Genomic DNA, 18,708 nt, shown 5'->3' on the forward strand with positions numbered 1-18,708 from the left:
CCCCGTCACGAGAAATTGACGGGGTTTTATTTGACCGTGTTGCTTATAAATAGTTTCACAATATCGTTATCTTTTGACAGCTGAGCTTTTGCTTTGAACTTCAAGACATCCCCGGAGGCGAACGAAGAAACATAGTCGTTTTGCTCGGTTTGCAACGCTGGATCGGTAATAAGCCCGTTAATGCGAGTATCCGAGTCTTGGCCGTTCAGAGACAATTTGCAAGCGCCGGTAACCTTATCCAGCTCAGTCAACAGGCCCTCATACGTTTTCTCTTCATCAACTTTTTGAATTGGCTTGTCGAAATATTCCTTCAGGGATCTGTCTGCGGAAACGATTGGTCTTTTCTCTTCATCCAAAACCGAAACTGTATTGCAGGATTTCCCAATGGGCGACAACGCCTGTCTTGTCGCGGAAACGAGTCCGTCAGACATTTTGTCTATGGTTGCCATAAGCCTGTCCTGTAGCTCTTTGTTTTGGGCTAGTGACTGTTGGAGGGCGGCAGAAAGATATTCCATTTCCTTCTTTTTCCTCCTGCTTATAACGTAAGCGATTATTGGCGAAAAGACCGCTCCGGCGAACCCGGAAAACAAATTTGCCACTTCTGGCGAAACCGAAACCGGCAACTCTATGCAGCCTTTTTCCAGTTTGGCGTTTGTTGTTACCTTGGTGCCAAGAGTGCTGTACTTTCTGTTGTACTGCCCGGTTGAAACAAAATTGCCGACGCACACCAGAATCTTGGCGAATCCTTGAAGGGATTCACCCAAGTCTGATAAATTTATCGAATTGTCTGAATTGATTAAACCGTCAAACTGAATGACGTAAGAAACCGAACCGTCAGGCATTTTCGTCTCCGGTAGCAAGCAAAGAATAGCAGAACTTCCCCCAGGCGTCGTAGACCTCGCGCATGTCACCCAGCGCCTGCTCTCGGTCGTAGGCGCACTGATAGGATTCGTTGCGGTGGTCAAGGCAACTCTCTCTTAAATCGCGCGAGAACGGCTTGTGGCCGTATCCTTTAGCGTCCTTGGCCCAAGTGTTGAATGTAGCCCGGGCGAGGCCGTGCAGCGTCACTATGCGGGGCTTGCCGGTCTTCGCATGGAACTGATCCGGATCCACCCAGCCGATGCCATCTATTTTCCGTTGCTTGTCGTGCATGCGTTTGATGAGCGCCCGAACGGCGTCGCGCGTAAACGGCGAACTATGCCCCTTGTTGACGTTCGGGAAGATATAGTCGCCCGAATCATTTCCCATCCGAGGCGCCGTCCTGATCAACTGGACGGCCTCGTCACAAAGCGGGGTCTTTCGATCAAACGGGATTTTTTCGCTTTTAACCTTCATACGCGCCCGTGGGATCACATGCAGCCACTGGCCGTTGTCATCCTGACGGATTTCTCCCCACGTAGCCTCGCGAGCTGTCGAGTTGCGGGCCGATGTCAGGATAGCGAAGGCGAGGCACCGGGCCGTCTGGCTCACGGGAACCAGCTGCATGAGCGCCTTGAAGAAGGCTGGCATTCTCTTTGGCGGCAGAGCGGGCTCATGGCCTCCTTCTGGACGATCAAGCGGAAGCAGATCTCCAAGGCGCCCGTCGACAACCTGGCACGGGTTCACCATCGGTGGGACCATCTCAGAGCGAATAGCCCAGTCTATCGCCCGCTTTGCATCTCCGAGGATGCGCTCCGGCGTATCAATCATGGTGCGCCATTTCTCGCCCAGGGCGTCGCAGAACATTTGGGGAGTCAAATCCACAACCGGGCAGTCGCGGATCTCCTGCGGGATGTGATTCCTGAAGAACCCCGTCCAAACCTGATCCCGGGATTTGTTCGCGTTCTTCCACCGGCCGCGCTTTTCATTGAACTCGATCCACTTCCATATCAGCTTTTCGAAAGTCAGAACGTTCTCTTCTTTGCCCGGGTCTGCAGGACGCAACGCCTCCATCGCGGCCTTCTCTTCCTTGGCCGGGTCAATCCCCTCAGCAATCTTCTTTTTCCACAACCTTCCTTTTTCGAATGCCTCGGCCAAGGTCATCTCAGGGAATTTACCTAGTGTGAATACACGCTTCAGGCTGCGCTCACGAAGCAGGAAATACTTCGCGTATGAACCGTCCTTGAGCCTCCTGACAGACACATAAAGCCCCGGCACAACACCGCACGAAGCGTCTGCTGTCAAGGCTTTCAGCCGCTTTTCAGTCATTCGGTTTGCCACTCTCATGAACGCTAATTCCTCGCAACAGATTGTTTTTCTGTACAAAAAATAGTTATTGCCACAAAAAAATTCGTGGTTTAGCTGCCTATTTTTTAAGCACGGGCTTTATTTGTGGTAATAATTGTGGCATAGATTTCGAGCTTACGACATGGTCATGTAGACAAACATAAGCAATGACAACGCTTATGAATTGTCATAAGCTCATGATTTTATTGAGAGTGCGTAGACAAAGACAAAGAAAAAGGAGGCAACTTACGTCACCTCCTTTCCTGGATTTGGTCGGGGTGGTGGGATTCGAACTCACGACCCCTTGCACCCCATGCAAGTGCGCTACCAGGCTGCGCCACACCCCGAGACTTCTAACTATAGCACAAAACTTTTATAAAAGAAAGTCCCGAATAGAAGCCCGGATATCCTCCAGTTCCTCCAGAATTCCCTTTCCCGCGGCCGCCCTAACCTTCTGATCCGTTTTTTTGCGCTTGAGGTATTTTTTCGCCCCCGCAAGCGTGAAGCCCTTGTCGTAGAGCAGCTCGCGGATCTCCCGGGCCTTCAGGATGTCTTTGCGCTCATAGCGGCGGCGCGAGCCGTGGCGGCCCGGGGAGAGCTGCTTGAACTCTTCCTCCCAGAAGCGGAGCACGGAAGTAGCAACACCGACAAGCTCCGCCGCCTCCCCAATCGTAAAGAAGCGTTTGTCGGGAATCGGCGGAAGATCTTCAGTTTTTCTCTCAGCCATTCCTTGGTCCATCCCATGTTGATTGGAGATTGTAATCGCAAAAAAAGAAAAGGCAGGGCCCCGCCAAAGCGCAGGCTCTGCCTGATTTGCGGCGCGGCGGCCCTATCAGTCGCCCGATCTGGCCGGGCAGCCGGCGAGCACCGCTTCGCGCAGCTTCGCCGAGGCGTGGAAGGTCACGACGCGGCGGGCGGTGATGGCAATGTCCTGCCCGGTCTTGGGATTGCGGCCGGGACGCTGGGACTTGTCGCGGAGCTGGAAGTTGCCGAAACCCGACAGCTTCACGGCGCTTCCCATCTCAAGGCGGGTGCGGATCTCGTCGAAAAACACGTCGACCAGAAGCTTCGCCTCGCGCTTGGACAGGCCCATGCGGTCAAACAGGACGTCTACAAGATCCGCCTTGGTCATGGTGGCCCCGACCTGGGCTTCAGGCTTGTTGTCTTTAATGCTCATTTCTCTGCTACCTTTTACTCGCGCAGTTTGATGTTCAGTTTAGCAAGGCTCGAGACAACGGCCTGCACCGCTTTCTCCGTCTCGGACTCCGAGAGCGGATTCTCGCCGAAAGACTCCAGCACAATGCGGAAGGCCATCGACTTGTCGGCCTGGGGCGCATCCTTCGGCCGGTACACATCGAAGAGCCTGAAGTCTGCAAGGCCCGCAAGGCAGGGGTCGGAAGAGCGCGCAGCCTCAACCGTGCCGTAGATCTGGCTCAGGGTCACCGCCCGCGGCACGAGCACCGAAATGTCGCGTAGCTGCGGTTGGAACTTCGAGACCGGCCTGTACTGCGGCACCGGCACCGCGAGGAGGGGCTCGGCCTCAACCTCAAAAACTACCGGGGCGAGCGGCAGGTCATAGGCCTGCTGCAGCTTCGGGTGCAGCTCGCCGATCATGCCGATGCGGCGGCCGTCGAGATAGACTCCGGCGCTGCGCCCGGGGTGCAGCGCGGGGAAGACCTCGGGCACAAAGCTGAGCTTGAGCGGGAAAGCGATCGCCTCCAGGTCACCCTTAAGGTCGAAGAAATCAACCCTGCGGGCCTTTTCGCCCCACTGCAGGGAGGCCGCGTCCCCATAGGCAAGCGCCGCGAGATGCTCGGGCTGGCGCACGCCCTTGACCGACGTGTCGGAAGGCTCGACCGACGGGTCGCGGAAAAACACGCGCCCGAGCTCGAAAACCCTGACCCGGTCGGCCTTGCGGTTGAGGTTATAGCCCAAAACGGACACAAGGCCGCCCAGCAGCTGGGTGCGCATCACCGACAGCTGGGAGGCGATCGGGTTCAGAAGGCGGATCGGATTGCTGTTGCCGGCGAAGTCGCGCTCCCAGCGCTCCTCCACGAAGGAAAAGTTCACGAGCTCCTGGTAGCCGCGGGCCGCAAGGCCGCGGCGCAGGTCGTGGCCGCTGCGGCGCTCCTCGCGCTCGGGCAGCATCACGGCGCGCTCGAGCGGGGGATTCTCCGGCAGGCGCCCGTAGCCCCAGAGCCGCGCCACCTCCTCGACGAGGTCTTCCTCAATCTCAATGTCGAAGCGGTAGGTCGGGGACACGACGCTGAAGAGCTCCCCGTCGCGGCTGTACTCAAAGCCGAGGCGCTGGAAGGCCTGCTCCATGAAGTCGGTCGGAATGTCCACCCCGACCAGCTTCCTGCAGCGCTGCGCCCTCATCTTCACCACCGGCGGGCGGGGCATGTCCTGCTGCACGTCATGGACCGGACCCACCTTCGTCTCGGCCGTGCCGCAGATGTCGAGCACGAGCTTCGTGATGTATTCGAGGTGTTCGGCCACGGAGCCGTAGTCAACGCCGCGCTCGAAGCGGAAGGAGGCGTCCGTCGAGAAATTGAGCCTGCGCGCGCGGCCCTGGATCGCGCTGCGGCGGAAGAAGGCGCTCTCGATGAACAGCGAGGTCGTCTCCGGGCCGATCGATCCGGCCTTGCCGCCCATGATGCCGGCAAGCGCCTGCGGGCCGCGGTCATCGGCGATCACGCCGAAATAAGGAGACAGGGCCACCGTGCGGTCATTGAGCAGCTCGAGGCTCTCGCCCTCGCGTCCCCAGCGCACCGTGATCCCGCCCGAGAGCCGGTCCAGGTCAAAGAAGTGCGTCGGGCGCCCGAGCTCGAACATGACGTAGTTGCTGATGTCCACCAGCGGCGAGATGCAGCGCTGGCCCAGCCGCTCGAGGCGCTCGCGCATCCAGTCCGGCGTCCGCGCGTTCGGATTAAGACCGCGGATGACCCGGCCCGCATAGCGGGCGCAGAGGTCCTTCGCCTCGATGTGAATCGGAAACTGCTCGTCGCAGTTCGGCTCGACCGGCGTGAAGGCCGGCAGCGACAGCGGCGCGCCGGTGATGGCGTGGACCTCGCGGGCGATGCCGATCAGGGAGAGCGCATCGCCGCGGTTGGGCGTCACGTTGAGGTCCACCACGGTGTCGTCGAGATGCGCGTAAGCGCGGATGTCCTTTCCCACCGGGGCATCATCGGGCAGGATCCACAGCCCGGAGTGGTCTTCGGAGACCCCGAGCTCGCGGGCTGAGCAGAGCATGCCGTTTGAGGCCACGCCGCGCAGCTTCGCCTTCTTGATCCTGAAATCGCCGGGCAGAACGGCGCCCACCAGGGCGCATGGAACCTTCACTCCGGCCTTGACATTCGGGGCTCCACAGACGATCTGCAGGGTTTCACCCGCGCCGGCGTCAACCTGGCAGACATGCAGATGGTCGGAATTCTCGTGCGGAACGCACTCCAGGACCTTCGCGACCACGACGCCGGTGAAAGCGGGCGCCGCGGGCCAGGACTCCTCAACCTCCAGCCCGTGCATCGTGAGCGCATCGAGAAGCTCCGCGGTGCTGATCGCGGGATTGACGTAGGTACGCAGCCAATTTTCAGAAAACAGCATTTTCCCTTCCTCTCCCCTTACTCGTTGAACTGCCGCAGGAACCGCAGGTCGCCTTCGAAGAACAGGCGCAGGTCGTCAATGCCGTAGCGCAGCATCGTCAGCCGCTCCAGACCCGAGCCGAAGGCAAAGCCGCAGTATTTTTCAGGGTCGAGGCCGTAGTTGCGGATCACGTTCGGGTGAACCTCGCCCGCGCCGGAGATCTCGAGCCACTTGCCGCGGCGCGCTCCGGTCGTGAACATCATGTCCACCTCGACCGAAGGCTCCGTGAACGGGAAGTAGCTCGGGCGGAAGCGCACGACGAGGTCGTCGGTTTCAAAGAACCGGCGCAGAAACATCGAGTAGACGCCCTTCAGGTCGGCAAAGCTCACGCTGTCGCCCACCCACAGGCCCTCGACCTGATGGAACATCGGCGAGTGCGTCGCGTCGGAGTCGACCCTGTAGGTGCGGCCCGGGGCGATCACCTTGATGGGAGGACGGTGCGTGCGCGAATAGCGCACCTGCATGGGGGAGGTGTGGGGCCGCAGCGGCAGCGGCAGTCCGTTCTCATCCTTCAGGTCCACGTAGAAGGTATCCTGCATGGAACGGGCCGGATGATTCGGCGGGTTGTTGAGAGCGGTGAACGTGTACCAGTCGTTTTCGATTTCCGGACCTGAGGCAACGTCAAATCCGATGGAGCGGAAGATCTCCTCGATCCTGATCCACGTCCTGATCACGGGGTGGATGCCGCCCGCGCTGGAGACCCGCCCCGGCAGCGTCACGTCAATCGCCTCGGCAGACAGCTTCTGCTCGAGAGCCGCCCGGGCGAGGGCCTCGCGGCGCTCGTTGAGCGCCTGCTCCACGGCCTTCTTCGCCTCGTTGATCTTCGCGCCCGCCTGCCGGCGCTCGTCGGCCGCCAGCTCGCGGAGGCCCTTCATCATCACAGTGAGTTCGCCGGTCTTGCCGAGGAACTTCGCCTTGGCGTCTTCAAGGGCGGCGGACTGCGTCGCCTCTTCGAAGGCCTGCCTGGCCTGTTCTATCAGTTTGGATAAATCTTGCATTTTTCTTCCATTCCAGGACGGAAAAAAACTCTGCTGGGCCTGCTGCGGCCCGCTTCGGAAAAAAAGCGCTTGACGCCGCGCCCGCCTCGCGCGGCCCGCCTTTTTTCCGAAAGGGGTTGACGCGGCCCTCTCAGGGCGTGGATGAAAAAAGGGCGGCCTCAAAAACCGGGGCCGCCCTTTTTAAAGCCGGGGAAGCTGCGGGATGCGGCACGCAAAAGCCGGCCGGCCCGCATTCCCCGCCGCGACGCTCTGACGCGGGCTCAGAAAGCCCGATCAGGCGGCGCGAGCTGCTTTAGCTTTTTCAACCAGGGCAGCGAAGGCTTCCTTGTCGAACACGGCCATGTCGGCGAGCACCTTGCGGTCCAGGCAGATATTGGCCTTGTGGAGGCCGTTGATGAAGCAGCTGTAAGTCAGTCCGTTCGCGCGGGTGGCCGCATTGATGCGGGCGATCCACAGGCGGCGGAAGACGCGCTTCTTCGCACGGCGGTCGCGGTAGGCGTACTGGGCGCCGCGCATGACGGCTTCCTTCGCGACGCGGAAAACGTTATTCGCGCGGAGGCTGTAGCCCTTGGAGAGGGCAAGCAGCTTCTTATGACGGGCACGGGCAGTTACACCACGCTTGACTCGAGGCATCTTTTTATCTCCTATCCAGATCAGGAAGCGATCGCAAGCATGCGCTTGACGTTGAGCTCATTGCACTTCGCAACAGTCACCATGCCGCGCAGATGACGCTTGTTCTTCGTCGTGCGGTGAGACAGGATATGACGCTTGGTCGAGTGTCCAAACTTGATGGAACCGCCGGAGCGAAGCTTGAAGCGCTTCGCGGCGGCCCGCTTGGTTTTCATCTTCGGCATTTGCCGTTACCTCTTTTTTTGCATGGCTCAAGGGCGCTTTCCCTTCAAAAGGGCGGGAAAGGCTTGACGGCCCCGAGTCACTTCTTTTAAAAACTCCGCACCCGGCCCATTGCCGGCCAGGCTCCGGAGGTACTGCTAAATTTCTTTGCCGGCCCGGGCGGCCCCGCGCTGCGGGAGTCCGCCCCGGCGGGTCACTTCTTTCTCTTCGGCCCGAGGACCATGATCATCTGCCGGCCTTCGAGCTTCGGACGGCTCTCGACCTGCGCGACATCGGCAAGGTCCGTGGTCACGCGGTCGAGCAGCTCCGCGCCGAACTCCTGGTGGGCCATCTCACGGCCGCGGTAGCGCAGCGTGATCTTCGCCTTGTCGCCGTTTTCAAGGAAGCGGCGGACCGAGCGCAGCTTGGTCTGGTAGTCGTTCTCGTCGGTGGCGGGGCGGAACTTCACTTCCTTGACCTGAGTGACCTTCTGCTTCGCCTTCGCCTCCTGGGCGCGCTTCTGCTCCTGATACTTGAACTTCCCGTAATCGATCAGACGGCAGACCGGAGGACGGGCCTTGGGAGCGACCTCGACGAGATCGACCCCCATGTCCTCGGCCATGCGAAGCGCCTCGGCCGTCGCCATAATCTGGCTCGAGCCGTCGGGCATCGTCACGCGGACTTCCGGAATGCGGATCTCGCGGTTCACGCGGTGCCCGCGCGGTTCTTTATCTTTTGCAGGGGTTGTTGCCCTATTCAATATCACTTGGCGACCTCAATGTTCGACTTTGCGGCGACCTGCGACTCCAGCATCTTCAGGAACTGCTCGAGGCTCATAGCGCCCAGGTTCTTGCCGCCCCTTTCGCGGACGGAAACCGTACCCGCCTGGCGCTCCTTGTCCCCGACCACGAGGATGTAAGGAATCTTCACCTGGCTAAGCTCACGGATTTTATAGTTTATCTTCTCGCTGCGCAAATCCTCTTCTACTCGATAACCCGCAGCGAAGAGTTTTTCGTAGACTTCATGCGCGTAGGAGGCCTGCGCGTCGGTGATCGAGGCGACGGCCGCCTGAACCGGCGCGAGCCACGTGGGCAGCGCGCCCGCGTAGTGCTCGAGCAGCATGCCGATCCAGCGCTCGAGGGAGCCGAGGATCGCACGGTGCAGCATCACGGGCACCTTCCTCGAGTCGTCGGAGGCCACGTATTCGGCGCCCAGCCTTCCGGGCATCTGGAAGTCAACCTGGACCGTGCCGCACTGCCAGGAGCGGCCGAGGCAGTCCTTCAGGTGGTACTCCACCTTCGGGCCGTAGAACGCGCCCTCGCCGGGCAGGATCTTGTAGGTCACGCCCGCGCTGTCAAGCGCTTCCATCAGCGCCTTTTCAGCCTTGTCCCAGACCGCGTCCTCGCCGATTCTCATCTCGGGGCGCGTGGCGATAAAGTATTCGATGTCGCTGAAGCCGAAGTCCTTGTAGACCTTCTGCACGAGGGAGGTGAAATGCACGCACTCCGAGAGAATCTGGTCTTCCGTGCAGAAAATGTGGCCGTCGTCCTGCGTGAAGCCGCGCACGCGCATCAGCCCGTGCAGAGAGCCCGAGGGCTCGTTGCGGTGGCACTGGCCGAACTCGCCGTAGCGGATCGGCAGGTCGCGGTAGGAGCGCACGGCGTTCTTGAAGATCTGAATGTGGCCCGGGCAGTTCATGGGCTTCAGAGCGTAGATGCGGTTCTCGCTCTCGGTGGTGAACATGTTGGAGCGATACTTCGCCCAGTGGCCGGAGCGCTCCCAGAGGGAACGGTCGAGAAGCTGCGGGGCCTTCACCTCCTGATAGCCGTTGTCGCGGTAGACGCCGCGCATGTACTGCTCGATCACCTGCCAGAGGGCCCAGCCGCGGGCGTGCCAGAAGATCATGCCCGGGGCCTCTTCCTGGAGGTGGAAGAGATCCATCGTCTTGCCGAGCTTGCGGTGGTCGCGGCGGCCGGCCTCCTCGAGCATGTGCAGGTAGTTCTTGAGCTGCTCGCGGGTCGCGAAGGCCGTGCCGTAAATGCGCTGCAGCATCTCGTTTTTCGAGTCGCCGCGCCAGTACGCGCCGGCCACCTTCATCAGCTTGTGCACCTTGAGGCAGCCCGTGCTCGGGACGTGGGGGCCGCGGCACAGGTCGGTGAAATCGCCCTGCGTGTAGAGCGTGATCTTCTCGCCCTCGGGGATGGCCCGCACGAGCTCGACCTTGTAGTGCTCGCCCTCGGACTCGAAGAACTTCACGGCCTCCTCGCGGCTCACCTCGCGGCGGGTGATCGGCAGATCCTGCTTGACGATCTCGTCCATGCGCTGCTCGATCGCCGCGAGATCCTCCTGCGTGAAGGGCTTCTTCGAGGAGAAGTCATAGTAAAAGCCGTTTTCGATCGCCGGGCCTATCGTCACCTGCACGGAGGGGTACAGCTGCTTGACGGCCTGAGCCATCAGGTGAGCCGTCGAATGCCGGATAATCTGCAGCCCGTCTTCATCGGAGGCGGTCACGATGGAGACCGCGGCGCTGTGGTCGACCGGCGTGGACAGATCGACGAGCTGTCCGTCCACTCGTCCCGCAATCGCCGCGCGGGCCAGTCCCGCGCCAATCGACGCAGCGATCTGGGCGACCGTCTGCGCTCCTTCGTACTGGCGTTTGGATCCGTCAGGCAGTGTAATTTCGATCATCTGGAACTCCCAATTCCCCACCAGTGTTGCCGGCGAGCCTTATCGGTAAAAAAAAAGTGCGGGCTGAGCCGCACTTTTTAAGCTAAGGAACTGCTGTGTGACTCGCCCCGTTAGAAACGAGTCAGGGTAGTTTGACCAAATACAATGCAGTCGAACACCGCAACAGCTCCCAGAATAAATATTGGTAGGCACGATTGGACTCGAACCAACGACCCCCACCATGTCAAGGTGATGCTCTAACCAGCTGAGCTACGTGCCTGAGAGGTTTTTAATTTTACGGATTCGGAAGAAAAAAGCAAGTCCGTCCATAAAAAAACTTCTTTTTAAGGGATATCACTACCCTTTCCCTTCCGTCCTCGCTCAGCAGCGCCTGGCCGATATCACGCCCTTCACCCCGAGAATCTCTTTGAGAGCCTGGTGCAGCAGCGCCGTCCCCGTCACCTCGAGCCCGAAGCGCAGCCGGGCGACATTCTTCACCGTCTGGGTGTTGACGTGCGTGATGTTGATCTTGAGGCGAATGAAGATGTCGGTCACGTCCTTGATGAGCCCGATTCTGTCGCGCGCGAGCACCAGGATCTCGAGGGGGTAGACCGCATCTTCGGGCGGCTTTCCCCAAGAGACGTCGATCAGCCTCTCGCGCGAGTGCTCCATCAGATTCTTGAGGTTCGGACAGTCGGCCCGGTGCACCACAACGCCGCGGCCGCGGCTCACAAAGCCCACGATCTCGTCGGGAGGCACCGGATGGCAGCAGCGGGCAAGCTGCGTGAGCAGCGAGTCCACCCCCACCACGAGCACGCCGCCCGCCCCGCGGCCGCGGGGCTTCGCCTGCAGGGAGCGCAGGGGCGGCTCGGGTGCCTCTTCGGCTTTCTTCTCGGAGGGCGCCACCGCCGCTTCGATCGCTCGGGTCGAGATCTCGCCCTTGTCGAAGGTCGTGCAGAGATCCTCCACGGACTCGAAGCCGAGCGTTTTCGCGAGCAGCTCGAGCTTGAACGTGCTGCGTCCGAGCCGCGCGAGCTCCCGGTCAAGCTTGTCGCGGCCGCGCTCGATCTGCTCCTGGAGCTGCTGCGCGTTGAACCAGGCCCTCACTTTGCCGCGCGTGCGCGGCATCGCCGCAAACCCGAGCTCCGGGTTCATCCAGTCGCGCGAAGGGCCGCCGGACTTCGCCGCAATGATCTCCACCGTGTCGCCCGTGTGGATCTTGTGCGTGAGCGGCACCATCACGCCGTTGACCTTCGCGCCCCGGCAGCGGTGCCCGAGCTGAGTGTGGACCATGTAGGCGAAGTCGACCGGCGTGCTGCCGGCGTCAAGCTCCACGACCCTGCCCATCGGCGTGAGCGCATAGACATGCTCGTCCTCGACGCCCGGAGCCTTCGGTGGCTCCACGTCAGAGTGCCAGGCAAGCAACTGCCGCAGCCACACCACCTTCTGCTCCTCGGCGCTGTTCACCCCGAGAGAGTTGCCCGCCTCCTTGTAGCGCCAGTGAGCCGCAAAGCCAAGCTCTGCGAACTCGTGCATCTCCCGGGTCCTGATCTGGATCTCGACGGGCAGTCCGTTGCTCGCCCGCACAACGGTGTGCAGCGAGCGGTAGCCGTTCGGCTTCGGGTGGGCGATGTAGTCGTCGTACTCGGAGGAGATGGCGCTGAAGGATTCGTTGATGATCGACAGCACCTCGTAGCACTGCGCGACGGTGTCGACAATGATGCGCAGCGCCCTCAGGTCGAAAAGCCGCTCGAAGGGCAGGTGCTTGCGCTCCATCTTGAGCCAGATCGAGTAGATGTGCTTGGAGCGGCCCGACACCTCCGCTCGGATTCCCCTTTTCTCCAGCAGCGCGCGGATCTTGCGCACGCAGTCCTGGACGAAGGCGATGCGCTGGCTGCGCGTCGCGTCGAGCTTCTTCACGATGCTTTCGTAGACCTCCGGCCTCGTGAAGCGCAGCGACAGGTCCTCGAGCTCCCACTTCAGCTGCCAGATGCCCAGGCGGTTCGCAAGCGGCGAGTAAAGCTGCAGCGTCTCCGCACCGTAAATCTCGGCCTCGGGGTTCGGGTGCATGGCGAACCAGCGCAGCGTCTGCAGGCGGCTAGCCAGCCGCAGCAGCACCACGCGCAGGTCCCCGCACATCGCAAGCAGCATCCGGCGCAGCTTCTCGGGCTGGGAGGCGGCGTTCGCCTCCTTATTCTTCGAGCGCGCCTGCACGGAAAGCCGGATCAGGCCCTGCAGCTGGCGGCACAGCCCGAGCACCCGCGTCCCAAAGGACTTCTCTATCCACTCGTCGGAGTTCTTGAGAAAGACCTGCACCGAATAGAGATAGGCCGCCGCAAGCAGCTCGTCGTCGTCGCGGATTCCCCGCAGGATGGCCGCCATGCCGTCGGCATGGGCCAGCCTCGGCTCTCCGGTCTCAAGGACCTGACCTGCGTAGATCGGCTCCACCATCGAGCGGGCGAGCTGCCAGTTCACGGGCCTGGCCATTTCCTTTGTCTCTGAAGCTTCCATCTGTGTTCACCGAACCGCTGAAAAAAGCAGGCGCATCTGAAGAAAGCGCGGGGCCCCGAGCGGGCAGGCGCGCAGCAAAAGGCCTGCAGTGCAGTATAGACAATTCCGCAGGAGGAACCCGGCGCCGCGGCTTTTCAGCTCACGCCGATGCGGGCAAGCAGCGCGGCGATGTCGACGCCGTTGCGCACCGAGAGCTTCCGGCAGGCCGAGCCGCGGTGCACCTTCACGGTTTTCTCTGCGATCGCGAGCCGCTGCGCGATCTCCTTGTTCTGCAGCCCCTGGGCGACGAGCTTCACCACCTCTTTTTCACGGTCGGTGAGCGTGCCGTAGGCTTCGCGCTCCGCGCTCACCCGGCGCTCCTGCTGCCGGGCCGCAACCGAGCGGTCGACGGCCGCGCGGGTGACGGAGATCAGCCGGGCTGCGTCGACGGGCTTCTGCAGGAAGTCGACGGCGCCCTGCTTGAGCACGTGCACGGCCATGTCCACATCGCCGTGGCCGGTGATGAAGATCACCGGCAGCGCGATGCCGCGCTCCTGCAGGGCATCCTGCAGCTCGAGCCCCGTCATGCCCGGCATCCGCGCATCCAGCAGCAGGCAGCCGGGCCTGGAGGAGTCGCCCTGCCCCAGAAATTCCTCAGCCCCCGCGAAGCAGGCGGTCTGGAAGCCTGCGGCCTCGAGAAGAAACGCGGTGGACTGCCGCACTCCGGGATCGTCATCGATGATGCGGACCAGAGGCTGGTCGTTTTCATTCGTCATAGCGCAACTGCACCTGCCCAGTATCGGATCAAAGCATTAAGACAAAAGACTCAATTTCAGGAGGCTAGTTTCCCCTTCCCCCGGCCGGGAGGGCGCCCTCCCCGAAGCCGCGGGGCGATGCCGCCGCGGCTTCGCAGAGGCTGGCCGAGCCGCCCGCGGCTTTAGTTCTTCAGGCTGTGGATCGGGGCGGGAATACGGCCGCCCAGGGCCATGAACTTCGAGGACTCGCCGCCCGGCACGCGGATCACGGCGGCCTCGCCCAGCAGGCCTCCGAACACAGCCTTGTCGCCCACGGTCTTGCCCGGAACCGGAATGACGCGCACCGCCGTGGCCTTGTTGTTGATCATGCCGATCGCGGCCTCGTCTGCGATGATGCCGGCCACCGTGGCCGCCGTCGTGTCGCCCGGAATCGCGATCATGTCGAGCCCCACCGAGCACACGGAGGTCATCGCCTCGAGCTTCTCAAAGGACAGGGCGCCGGAGCGGGCCGCCGCCTCGATGGAGGCGTCCTCCGAGACGGGGATGAAGGCGCCGGAAAGACCGCCGACATGCGAGGAGGCAAAGACTCCGCCCTTCTTAACCGCGTCGTTGAGCATCGCAAGAATGGCCGTGGTGCCGGGCGCGCCGATGGAAGAGAGCCCGAGGGCCTGGAAGATCTCACCCACGGAATCGCCCACGGCGGGCGTCGGGGCGAGCGAAAGGTCGGCCACGCCGAACGGGATGTTCAGCGCCGCGGCCACGTCGCGGCCGATGATCTCGCCCACGCGGGTCACCTTGAAGGCCGTGTACTTGATCGTTTCGGCCACATCGTCGACGGTGACGCGGCGGCCCCCGGCCTTGTCCTGCATCAGGCGGTCCAGCGCCTTTTTCACCACCCCGGGCCCGGACACGCCGACGTCGATCACGACGTCGGGCTCGCCCACGCCCAGATAGGCGCCCGCCATGAAGGGCACGTCCTGGGGGATGTTGCAGAAGACGACGAGCTTGGCCGCGCCAAGCCCGTCGCGGTCTGCGGTGGCCTGCGCGACGTCGATCACGCGCTGCCCCATGAGGGCGACGGCATCCATGTTGATGCCCGCCTTGGTCGAGCCCACGTTGATCGATGAGCAGACCCGGTCGGAGGTCGCAAGCGCCTCGGGCAGCGCGTCAATCAGGTTGCGCTCGCCGGGAGTGATGCCCTTTTCGACCAGGGCGCCAAAGCCCCCGACGAAATCCACCCCCACTTCCTTGGCGGCTGCGTCAAGCTCGCGGCAGACCGCCGCCATCTGGTCGCGCGTGAACGACGAGCAGACCGTGCCGATCGGAGAGACGGAGATGCGCTTGTTCACCACCGGGATGCCGTAGCGGTCGCCCACCATGTTGCAGGTCTCGACAAGGCGCTTCGCGTAGCGGGAGATCTTCGAACGGAGCCGGTAGGAGAAGGTGTCAAGGTCCGTGCTCGCGCAGTCAAACAGGCTGATGCCCAGCGTCACGGTGCGCACGTCGAGGTGCTCCGTGCGGGTCATGTTGATGGTCGAGAGAATTTCGCTTTCTGAGATCATTCTTGTTCCATTCTTAGAAAAAGGAAGAGCCCGGCGGGGCTGCGCTCAGCAGATGTCCACGTGATGCATCGCGTCAAAGATCCGGCGGTGCTGCATCGTGAGGGTGAGCCCCATGGCGGTCGCCCGGTCGGACATCACGCGGTGCAGCGCCCTCACGTCGACGCTCTTGGGCACCGCGACCTCGAAGATCTGCACCGACTCGCCGTTGCCAAGGGGCTTCGCGCGCAGGTCGTGGATGTTGATCCGCTGCTCACTCATCATCCGCGAGAACGTGGAAACGATGTCGTTGCCGTCCTTGCCCCAGATCGTGACGACGAACGGGTCGGACTCGGGGACGCTCTCGCGGGGCAGCTGCTCGTAGTCCCGGATCACCAGCGAGAGCCTGAAGCGCCTGCGCTCCAGCCCCTTTTCGATTTCCTGCTTCATCTGCTCGTTGGTGAGCCCGTCGGGCTTGTTGACCAGGTAAATGCCTGAAAACTGGTCATGAAGCGTCGACTGCGTCATCTCCTCGATGTTGCAGTTGAGCCGCGTCAGAGCGGAGGACACAGAGGCGACGATGCCGGGCTGGTCGAGCCCGATCACAGCAACAAGCGCGCTGTTTTCCTTGGTGTATTCAGTCATAGCACGGAACCGGGCCCTCGCCCGGAAAAAAGAATTTTCAGCAGTGTAACTCCAAACGGCCGGCGGTCCGTTCCTGCCGCTCCAAAATGGAGCGGAAGCCCGGAAAGCTGTCAAGCGCATTCTCGAAAAGCTGCCCGGCCAGCTCCTGCGCGGGGACGCCCCGCAGCTCCGCAAGGACTTCCAGATAGCCGGCGAGATCGGCAGGCTCCGTTCTCAGGCGGCCCGCGTCGCGCCTGGCCGAGGAAGGCATGTCCGGACAATCCGTTTCAAGGACGATCGAAGAAAGCGGCAGGCTGGCGGCGAGGCGCCGTATCCGCAGGCTGCCCGCATAAGTCATGGCGCCTCCGAACCCCAGCCGGAAGCCTAGCCTGAGAAAGGCTTCAGCCTGCTCCTTCGAGCCGTTGAAGGCGTGGATCACGCCGCCGGGAACCTCAATGCGCCGCAGCCACTTCGCCACCTGGTCGGCGGCGCGCCGCGCGTGCACCGACACCGGCAGCGCGAAGTCACGGGCGATACGCAGCTGCTCGGCGAAAAAGTACTCGTCCCGCTCGAAATTGGCGCGCTCCCCGTAGAGGTCGAGCCCTATTTCGGCGACCGCGATCACGGGCGAGGCGGGGTCGGCCTTCTCGCGCCCGAGCGCGGCCCGGAGCTCCGCGAGGGCTTCTTCGGGTGTCTGCGGGACGGCAAGCGGGTGCACTCCAAAGCCAGCGGCCCAGCCGAAGCTCCGGGCGAGCCTCGCGCAGTCGGTCCAGTCAGAGGGAGAGCCGCCCGCGATGAGTCCCGAGGCCACCCCCCTGCGGCGGGCCTCCGAGACCAGGCGGACGCGGTCCCCGTCAAAGCGCTCCGACTGCAGGTGGCAGTGCGTGTCGATGAGCCTCATGGCGCAGGGCTCCGCTGCCTCAGCCGGCCATCCTCCAGCGCGAGCACCCGGTCGCAGCGCGCGGCAAGCTCCAGGTCATGGGTCACGATCACGATGGCCGCCTCCCTCTCGCGGGCGAGCTTCAGGAAAAGATCCCAGATCTGGCGGGCCGTCTCCTGGTCAAGATTGCCGGTCGGCTCGTCGGCCAGCACGCAGGCCGGACGCGTCACGATCGCACGCGCGATGGCGACCCGCTGGCGCTCCCCGCCCGAGAGCTCCGAAGGAAAATGCTCCGCGCGCCCCGCCAGCCCCACCTCCGCGAGCACCTCTGCGGCTGCCTTTTCGGCCAGGGCGCGGCTCTCGCGCCGGATGAGCAGCGGCATCTCCGCATTTTCAAGCGCCGTGAATTCAGGCAGGAGGTGGTGGAACTGATAAACGAAGCCCAGCCTGCGGTTGCGCAGCTCCCCGCGCTTTTTCTCAGACATGTGGAGGATGTCCACCCCGTCGATGAGAATCCTGCCCGCGTCGGCCTCATCGAGCCCGCCGAGGCAGTGCAGCAGCGTCGACTTCCCGGCGCCTGATGCGCCCACGACCGCGACCGTCTCCCCCCTGTCGACCCGGAAGGTCACGCCGCGCAGCACCGGGGTCGTCCGCGCGCCTTCGCGGTAGGACTTCTGCAGCCCCGAGACCTCTATGGCGGCGCCGCCCCGCTTCATTGTTATTTCGTCATTCATAGCGCAGGGCCTCCGCCGGGTTGAGCTTCGAGGCTCGCCAGCTGGGGTAAACCGTGGCGGCCAGGGATAGCGCGAGGGAGCACAGGGCGATAGGGACGATGTCCCCCGCCCGGGGTTCCGAGGGCATGGTGTTGATCAGATATATCGACTGCGGAAGAAACTCCACATGGAAAATGGCCTCGATTGCCGACACGATGGAGGAGAGATTGCAGGCGACAAGCAGGCCGAGCGCCACGCCGGCGGCCACGCCGATGACGCCGATCACGGCGCCCTGCACCATGAAAATGGCCATGATGGAGCCGGGGGACGCGCCCTGGGTGCGCAAAATGGCAATGTCGGACTGCTTCTCGGTCACGGTCATCACCAGCGTGGAGACAAGCCCGAAGGCTCCCACGAGGACAATGAGGAAAAGAATGATGGACATCATCCGCTTTTCAACCTGCACGGCCGCAAACCAGGTCTTGTTCTCCACCGACCAGTCCCGGGCCGCGTAGCCCGGCGGCAGCGACTCGATGAGCTCCCGGGCGATCTGCGGGGCCCGGTTCATGTCCCGGGTCTGGACCCGCACGCCCATGGGCCCGCCGGTGCGCAGCAACGCCGCGGCGTCCTCGATGTTAAGGAACACCATCGAGGAGTCGTACTCGTAGTGCCCGGCGGAGAAAACCCCGGAAACGGTCATCGTGCGGGCCCTCGGAATCAGGCCCGCGGGCGTCATCGTTCCCTCGGGGACCACCAGCGCGATGCGGTCTCCGGGATAGACCCCGAGCCGGGCGGCAAGCACCGACCCCAGCACCACGTGGAAACTGCCGGGCTGCAGGCTCGCAAGGGAGGACGCCGGCATCGTCGAGGCGACCTCGCTCGCCCGCGGCTCCTGCGCCGGGTCTATGCCCTGGATCATCACGCCCGTGACGACGCCCCCGTTGGAGACGAGGCCCTGGCCGTTCACGTAGGGAGCCGCACCCGTCACCTCGGGGTTCTTCATCGCGGCGGCGGCCAGAGCCCGCCAATCCTCGACCGAGCCGCCGACGCGGGTGATCTGGATGTGCGGAATGACGGACAGCATTCGGTCGCGCACCTGCGTCTGGAAGCCGTTCATGACCGAAAGCACCACGATCAGCGCCATCACGCCCAGGGCGATGGAAGCCATTGAGGTGGCCGATATAAATGAGACGAAGCGGTCGCGGCGGCCGGAGCGGCGGCCGGAGCGCGTGTAGCGCAGACCGATGAAAAGTTCGAAGGGAAGAGAGATTTTCATGCCGGAAGCGGCGCCGGACGCAACGGGGCAAGCCGCCCTGCCGTCAGGCGCCAGAAATAAGTGCCGCCTGTGATTGTAAGCGGGCCGAA

Annotated in this window: 17 protein-coding genes and 2 tRNA genes; all 19 read right to left on the reverse strand. The window is 62.7% G+C overall.

Annotated elements, in window-relative coordinates:
- Nucleotides 1-26: 26 nt before the first annotated feature.
- Nucleotides 27-842: a DUF7946 domain-containing protein gene (locus MAF45_RS09660; RefSeq protein WP_237980141.1), complete on the reverse strand. Its 816-nt coding sequence runs from the start codon at nucleotides 840-842 to the stop codon at nucleotides 27-29.
- The gene (locus MAF45_RS09665) at nucleotides 835-2,205 is read right to left on the reverse strand and encodes a tyrosine-type recombinase/integrase (RefSeq protein ID WP_237980143.1); all 1,371 of its coding nucleotides are present in this window, start codon (nucleotides 2,203-2,205) and stop codon (nucleotides 835-837) included. The genes MAF45_RS09660 and MAF45_RS09665 overlap by 8 nt, the downstream gene beginning before the upstream one ends.
- Before the next feature lie 270 nt (nucleotides 2,206-2,475).
- Nucleotides 2,476-2,552: transfer RNA gene (locus tag MAF45_RS09670), tRNA-Pro, on the reverse strand.
- A gap of 26 nt (nucleotides 2,553-2,578) precedes the next feature.
- Entirely contained in the window at nucleotides 2,579-2,932 is a 354-nt protein-coding gene (locus tag MAF45_RS09675; protein ID WP_237980145.1) for a MerR family transcriptional regulator, read from the reverse strand.
- Between the two features lie 105 nt (nucleotides 2,933-3,037).
- Nucleotides 3,038-3,382, reverse strand: coding sequence for an integration host factor subunit alpha (locus MAF45_RS09680; protein WP_237980147.1), 345 nt, complete (start codon nucleotides 3,380-3,382; stop codon nucleotides 3,038-3,040).
- Between the two features lie 14 nt (nucleotides 3,383-3,396).
- Nucleotides 3,397-5,808, reverse strand: a complete 2,412-nt coding sequence (pheT, locus tag MAF45_RS09685; RefSeq protein ID WP_237980149.1) for a phenylalanine--tRNA ligase subunit beta — start codon at nucleotides 5,806-5,808, stop codon at nucleotides 3,397-3,399.
- Between the two features lie 17 nt (nucleotides 5,809-5,825).
- Complete coding sequence (gene pheS / locus MAF45_RS09690) at nucleotides 5,826-6,845, reverse strand: phenylalanine--tRNA ligase subunit alpha (RefSeq protein WP_237980151.1); 1,020 nt, start codon at nucleotides 6,843-6,845, stop codon at nucleotides 5,826-5,828.
- Between the two features lie 273 nt (nucleotides 6,846-7,118).
- Nucleotides 7,119-7,478, reverse strand: a complete 360-nt coding sequence (gene rplT, locus MAF45_RS09695) for a 50S ribosomal protein L20 (protein WP_237980153.1) — start codon at nucleotides 7,476-7,478, stop codon at nucleotides 7,119-7,121.
- 20 nt (nucleotides 7,479-7,498) lie between these two features.
- Nucleotides 7,499-7,699, reverse strand: a complete 201-nt coding sequence (gene rpmI / locus MAF45_RS09700) for a 50S ribosomal protein L35 (RefSeq protein ID WP_237980155.1) — start codon at nucleotides 7,697-7,699, stop codon at nucleotides 7,499-7,501.
- A gap of 191 nt (nucleotides 7,700-7,890) precedes the next feature.
- Nucleotides 7,891-8,436, reverse strand: coding sequence for a translation initiation factor IF-3 (infC, locus tag MAF45_RS09705; RefSeq protein ID WP_237980221.1), 546 nt, complete (start codon nucleotides 8,434-8,436; stop codon nucleotides 7,891-7,893).
- Between the two features lie 2 nt (nucleotides 8,437-8,438).
- A complete protein-coding gene (gene thrS, locus MAF45_RS09710) occupies nucleotides 8,439-10,364 on the reverse strand; it encodes a threonine--tRNA ligase (protein ID WP_237980157.1) in 1,926 nt (641 codons plus the stop codon).
- 182 nt (nucleotides 10,365-10,546) lie between these two features.
- Nucleotides 10,547-10,623: transfer RNA gene (locus MAF45_RS09715), tRNA-Val, on the reverse strand.
- Nucleotides 10,624-10,724: 101 nt separating this feature from the next.
- Entirely contained in the window at nucleotides 10,725-12,854 is a 2,130-nt protein-coding gene (locus MAF45_RS09720; RefSeq protein WP_237980159.1) for a RelA/SpoT family protein, read from the reverse strand.
- Between the two features lie 134 nt (nucleotides 12,855-12,988).
- Nucleotides 12,989-13,609 (reverse strand): response regulator transcription factor, encoded by a 621-nt coding sequence (locus MAF45_RS09725; RefSeq protein ID WP_237980160.1) that lies wholly within the window; start codon nucleotides 13,607-13,609, stop codon nucleotides 12,989-12,991.
- A 161-nt stretch (nucleotides 13,610-13,770) separates the two neighbouring features.
- Complete coding sequence (locus MAF45_RS09730; protein WP_237980161.1) at nucleotides 13,771-15,150, reverse strand: PFL family protein; 1,380 nt, start codon at nucleotides 15,148-15,150, stop codon at nucleotides 13,771-13,773.
- A gap of 45 nt (nucleotides 15,151-15,195) precedes the next feature.
- Complete coding sequence (locus tag MAF45_RS09735; protein ID WP_237980171.1) at nucleotides 15,196-15,771, reverse strand: ACT domain-containing protein; 576 nt, start codon at nucleotides 15,769-15,771, stop codon at nucleotides 15,196-15,198.
- Between the two features lie 37 nt (nucleotides 15,772-15,808).
- Nucleotides 15,809-16,651: a TatD family hydrolase gene (locus tag MAF45_RS09740; RefSeq protein WP_237980182.1), complete on the reverse strand. Its 843-nt coding sequence runs from the start codon at nucleotides 16,649-16,651 to the stop codon at nucleotides 15,809-15,811.
- Nucleotides 16,648-17,364 carry an ABC transporter ATP-binding protein gene (locus MAF45_RS09745; protein ID WP_237980184.1) on the reverse strand — a complete coding sequence of 239 codons (717 nt, stop codon included), beginning with the start codon at nucleotides 17,362-17,364 and terminating at the stop codon, nucleotides 16,648-16,650. Before MAF45_RS09745 ends, MAF45_RS09740 begins: the two co-directional genes overlap by 4 nt.
- Complete coding sequence (locus tag MAF45_RS09750) at nucleotides 17,357-18,619, reverse strand: lipoprotein-releasing ABC transporter permease subunit (RefSeq protein WP_237980186.1); 1,263 nt, start codon at nucleotides 18,617-18,619, stop codon at nucleotides 17,357-17,359. The genes MAF45_RS09745 and MAF45_RS09750 overlap by 8 nt, the downstream gene beginning before the upstream one ends.
- Nucleotides 18,620-18,708: the final 89 nt, after the last annotated feature.

Source organism: Mesosutterella porci, assembly GCF_022134585.1.
GTDB lineage: Bacteria > Pseudomonadota > Gammaproteobacteria > Burkholderiales > Burkholderiaceae_F > Mesosutterella > Mesosutterella porci.

Excerpts from the sequence above, each read along its gene's own strand:
- MAF45_RS09660 (WP_237980141.1), bottom strand. The coding sequence starts at position 842 with ATGCCTGACGGTTCGGTTTCTTACGTCATTCAGTTTGACGGTTTAATC.
- MAF45_RS09665 (WP_237980143.1), bottom strand. The coding sequence starts at position 2,205 with ATGAGAGTGGCAAACCGAATGACTGAAAAGCGGCTGAAAGCCTTGACA.
- MAF45_RS09675 (WP_237980145.1), bottom strand. The coding sequence starts at position 2,932 with ATGGCTGAGAGAAAAACTGAAGATCTTCCGCCGATTCCCGACAAACGC.
- MAF45_RS09680 (WP_237980147.1), bottom strand. The coding sequence starts at position 3,382 with ATGAGCATTAAAGACAACAAGCCTGAAGCCCAGGTCGGGGCCACCATG.
- pheT (WP_237980149.1), bottom strand. The coding sequence starts at position 5,808 with ATGCTGTTTTCTGAAAATTGGCTGCGTACCTACGTCAATCCCGCGATC.
- pheS (WP_237980151.1), bottom strand. The coding sequence starts at position 6,845 with ATGCAAGATTTATCCAAACTGATAGAACAGGCCAGGCAGGCCTTCGAA.
- rplT (WP_237980153.1), bottom strand. The coding sequence starts at position 7,478 with ATGCCTCGAGTCAAGCGTGGTGTAACTGCCCGTGCCCGTCATAAGAAG.
- rpmI (WP_237980155.1), bottom strand. The coding sequence starts at position 7,699 with ATGCCGAAGATGAAAACCAAGCGGGCCGCCGCGAAGCGCTTCAAGCTT.
- thrS (WP_237980157.1), bottom strand. The coding sequence starts at position 10,364 with ATGATCGAAATTACACTGCCTGACGGATCCAAACGCCAGTACGAAGGA.
- MAF45_RS09720 (WP_237980159.1), bottom strand. The coding sequence starts at position 12,854 with ATGGAAGCTTCAGAGACAAAGGAAATGGCCAGGCCCGTGAACTGGCAG.
- MAF45_RS09725 (WP_237980160.1), bottom strand. The coding sequence starts at position 13,609 with ATGACGAATGAAAACGACCAGCCTCTGGTCCGCATCATCGATGACGAT.
- MAF45_RS09730 (WP_237980161.1), bottom strand. The coding sequence starts at position 15,150 with ATGATCTCAGAAAGCGAAATTCTCTCGACCATCAACATGACCCGCACG.
- MAF45_RS09735 (WP_237980171.1), bottom strand. The coding sequence starts at position 15,771 with ATGACTGAATACACCAAGGAAAACAGCGCGCTTGTTGCTGTGATCGGG.
- MAF45_RS09740 (WP_237980182.1), bottom strand. The coding sequence starts at position 16,651 with ATGAGGCTCATCGACACGCACTGCCACCTGCAGTCGGAGCGCTTTGAC.
- MAF45_RS09745 (WP_237980184.1), bottom strand. The coding sequence starts at position 17,364 with ATGAATGACGAAATAACAATGAAGCGGGGCGGCGCCGCCATAGAGGTC.
- MAF45_RS09750 (WP_237980186.1), bottom strand. The coding sequence starts at position 18,619 with ATGAAAATCTCTCTTCCCTTCGAACTTTTCATCGGTCTGCGCTACACG.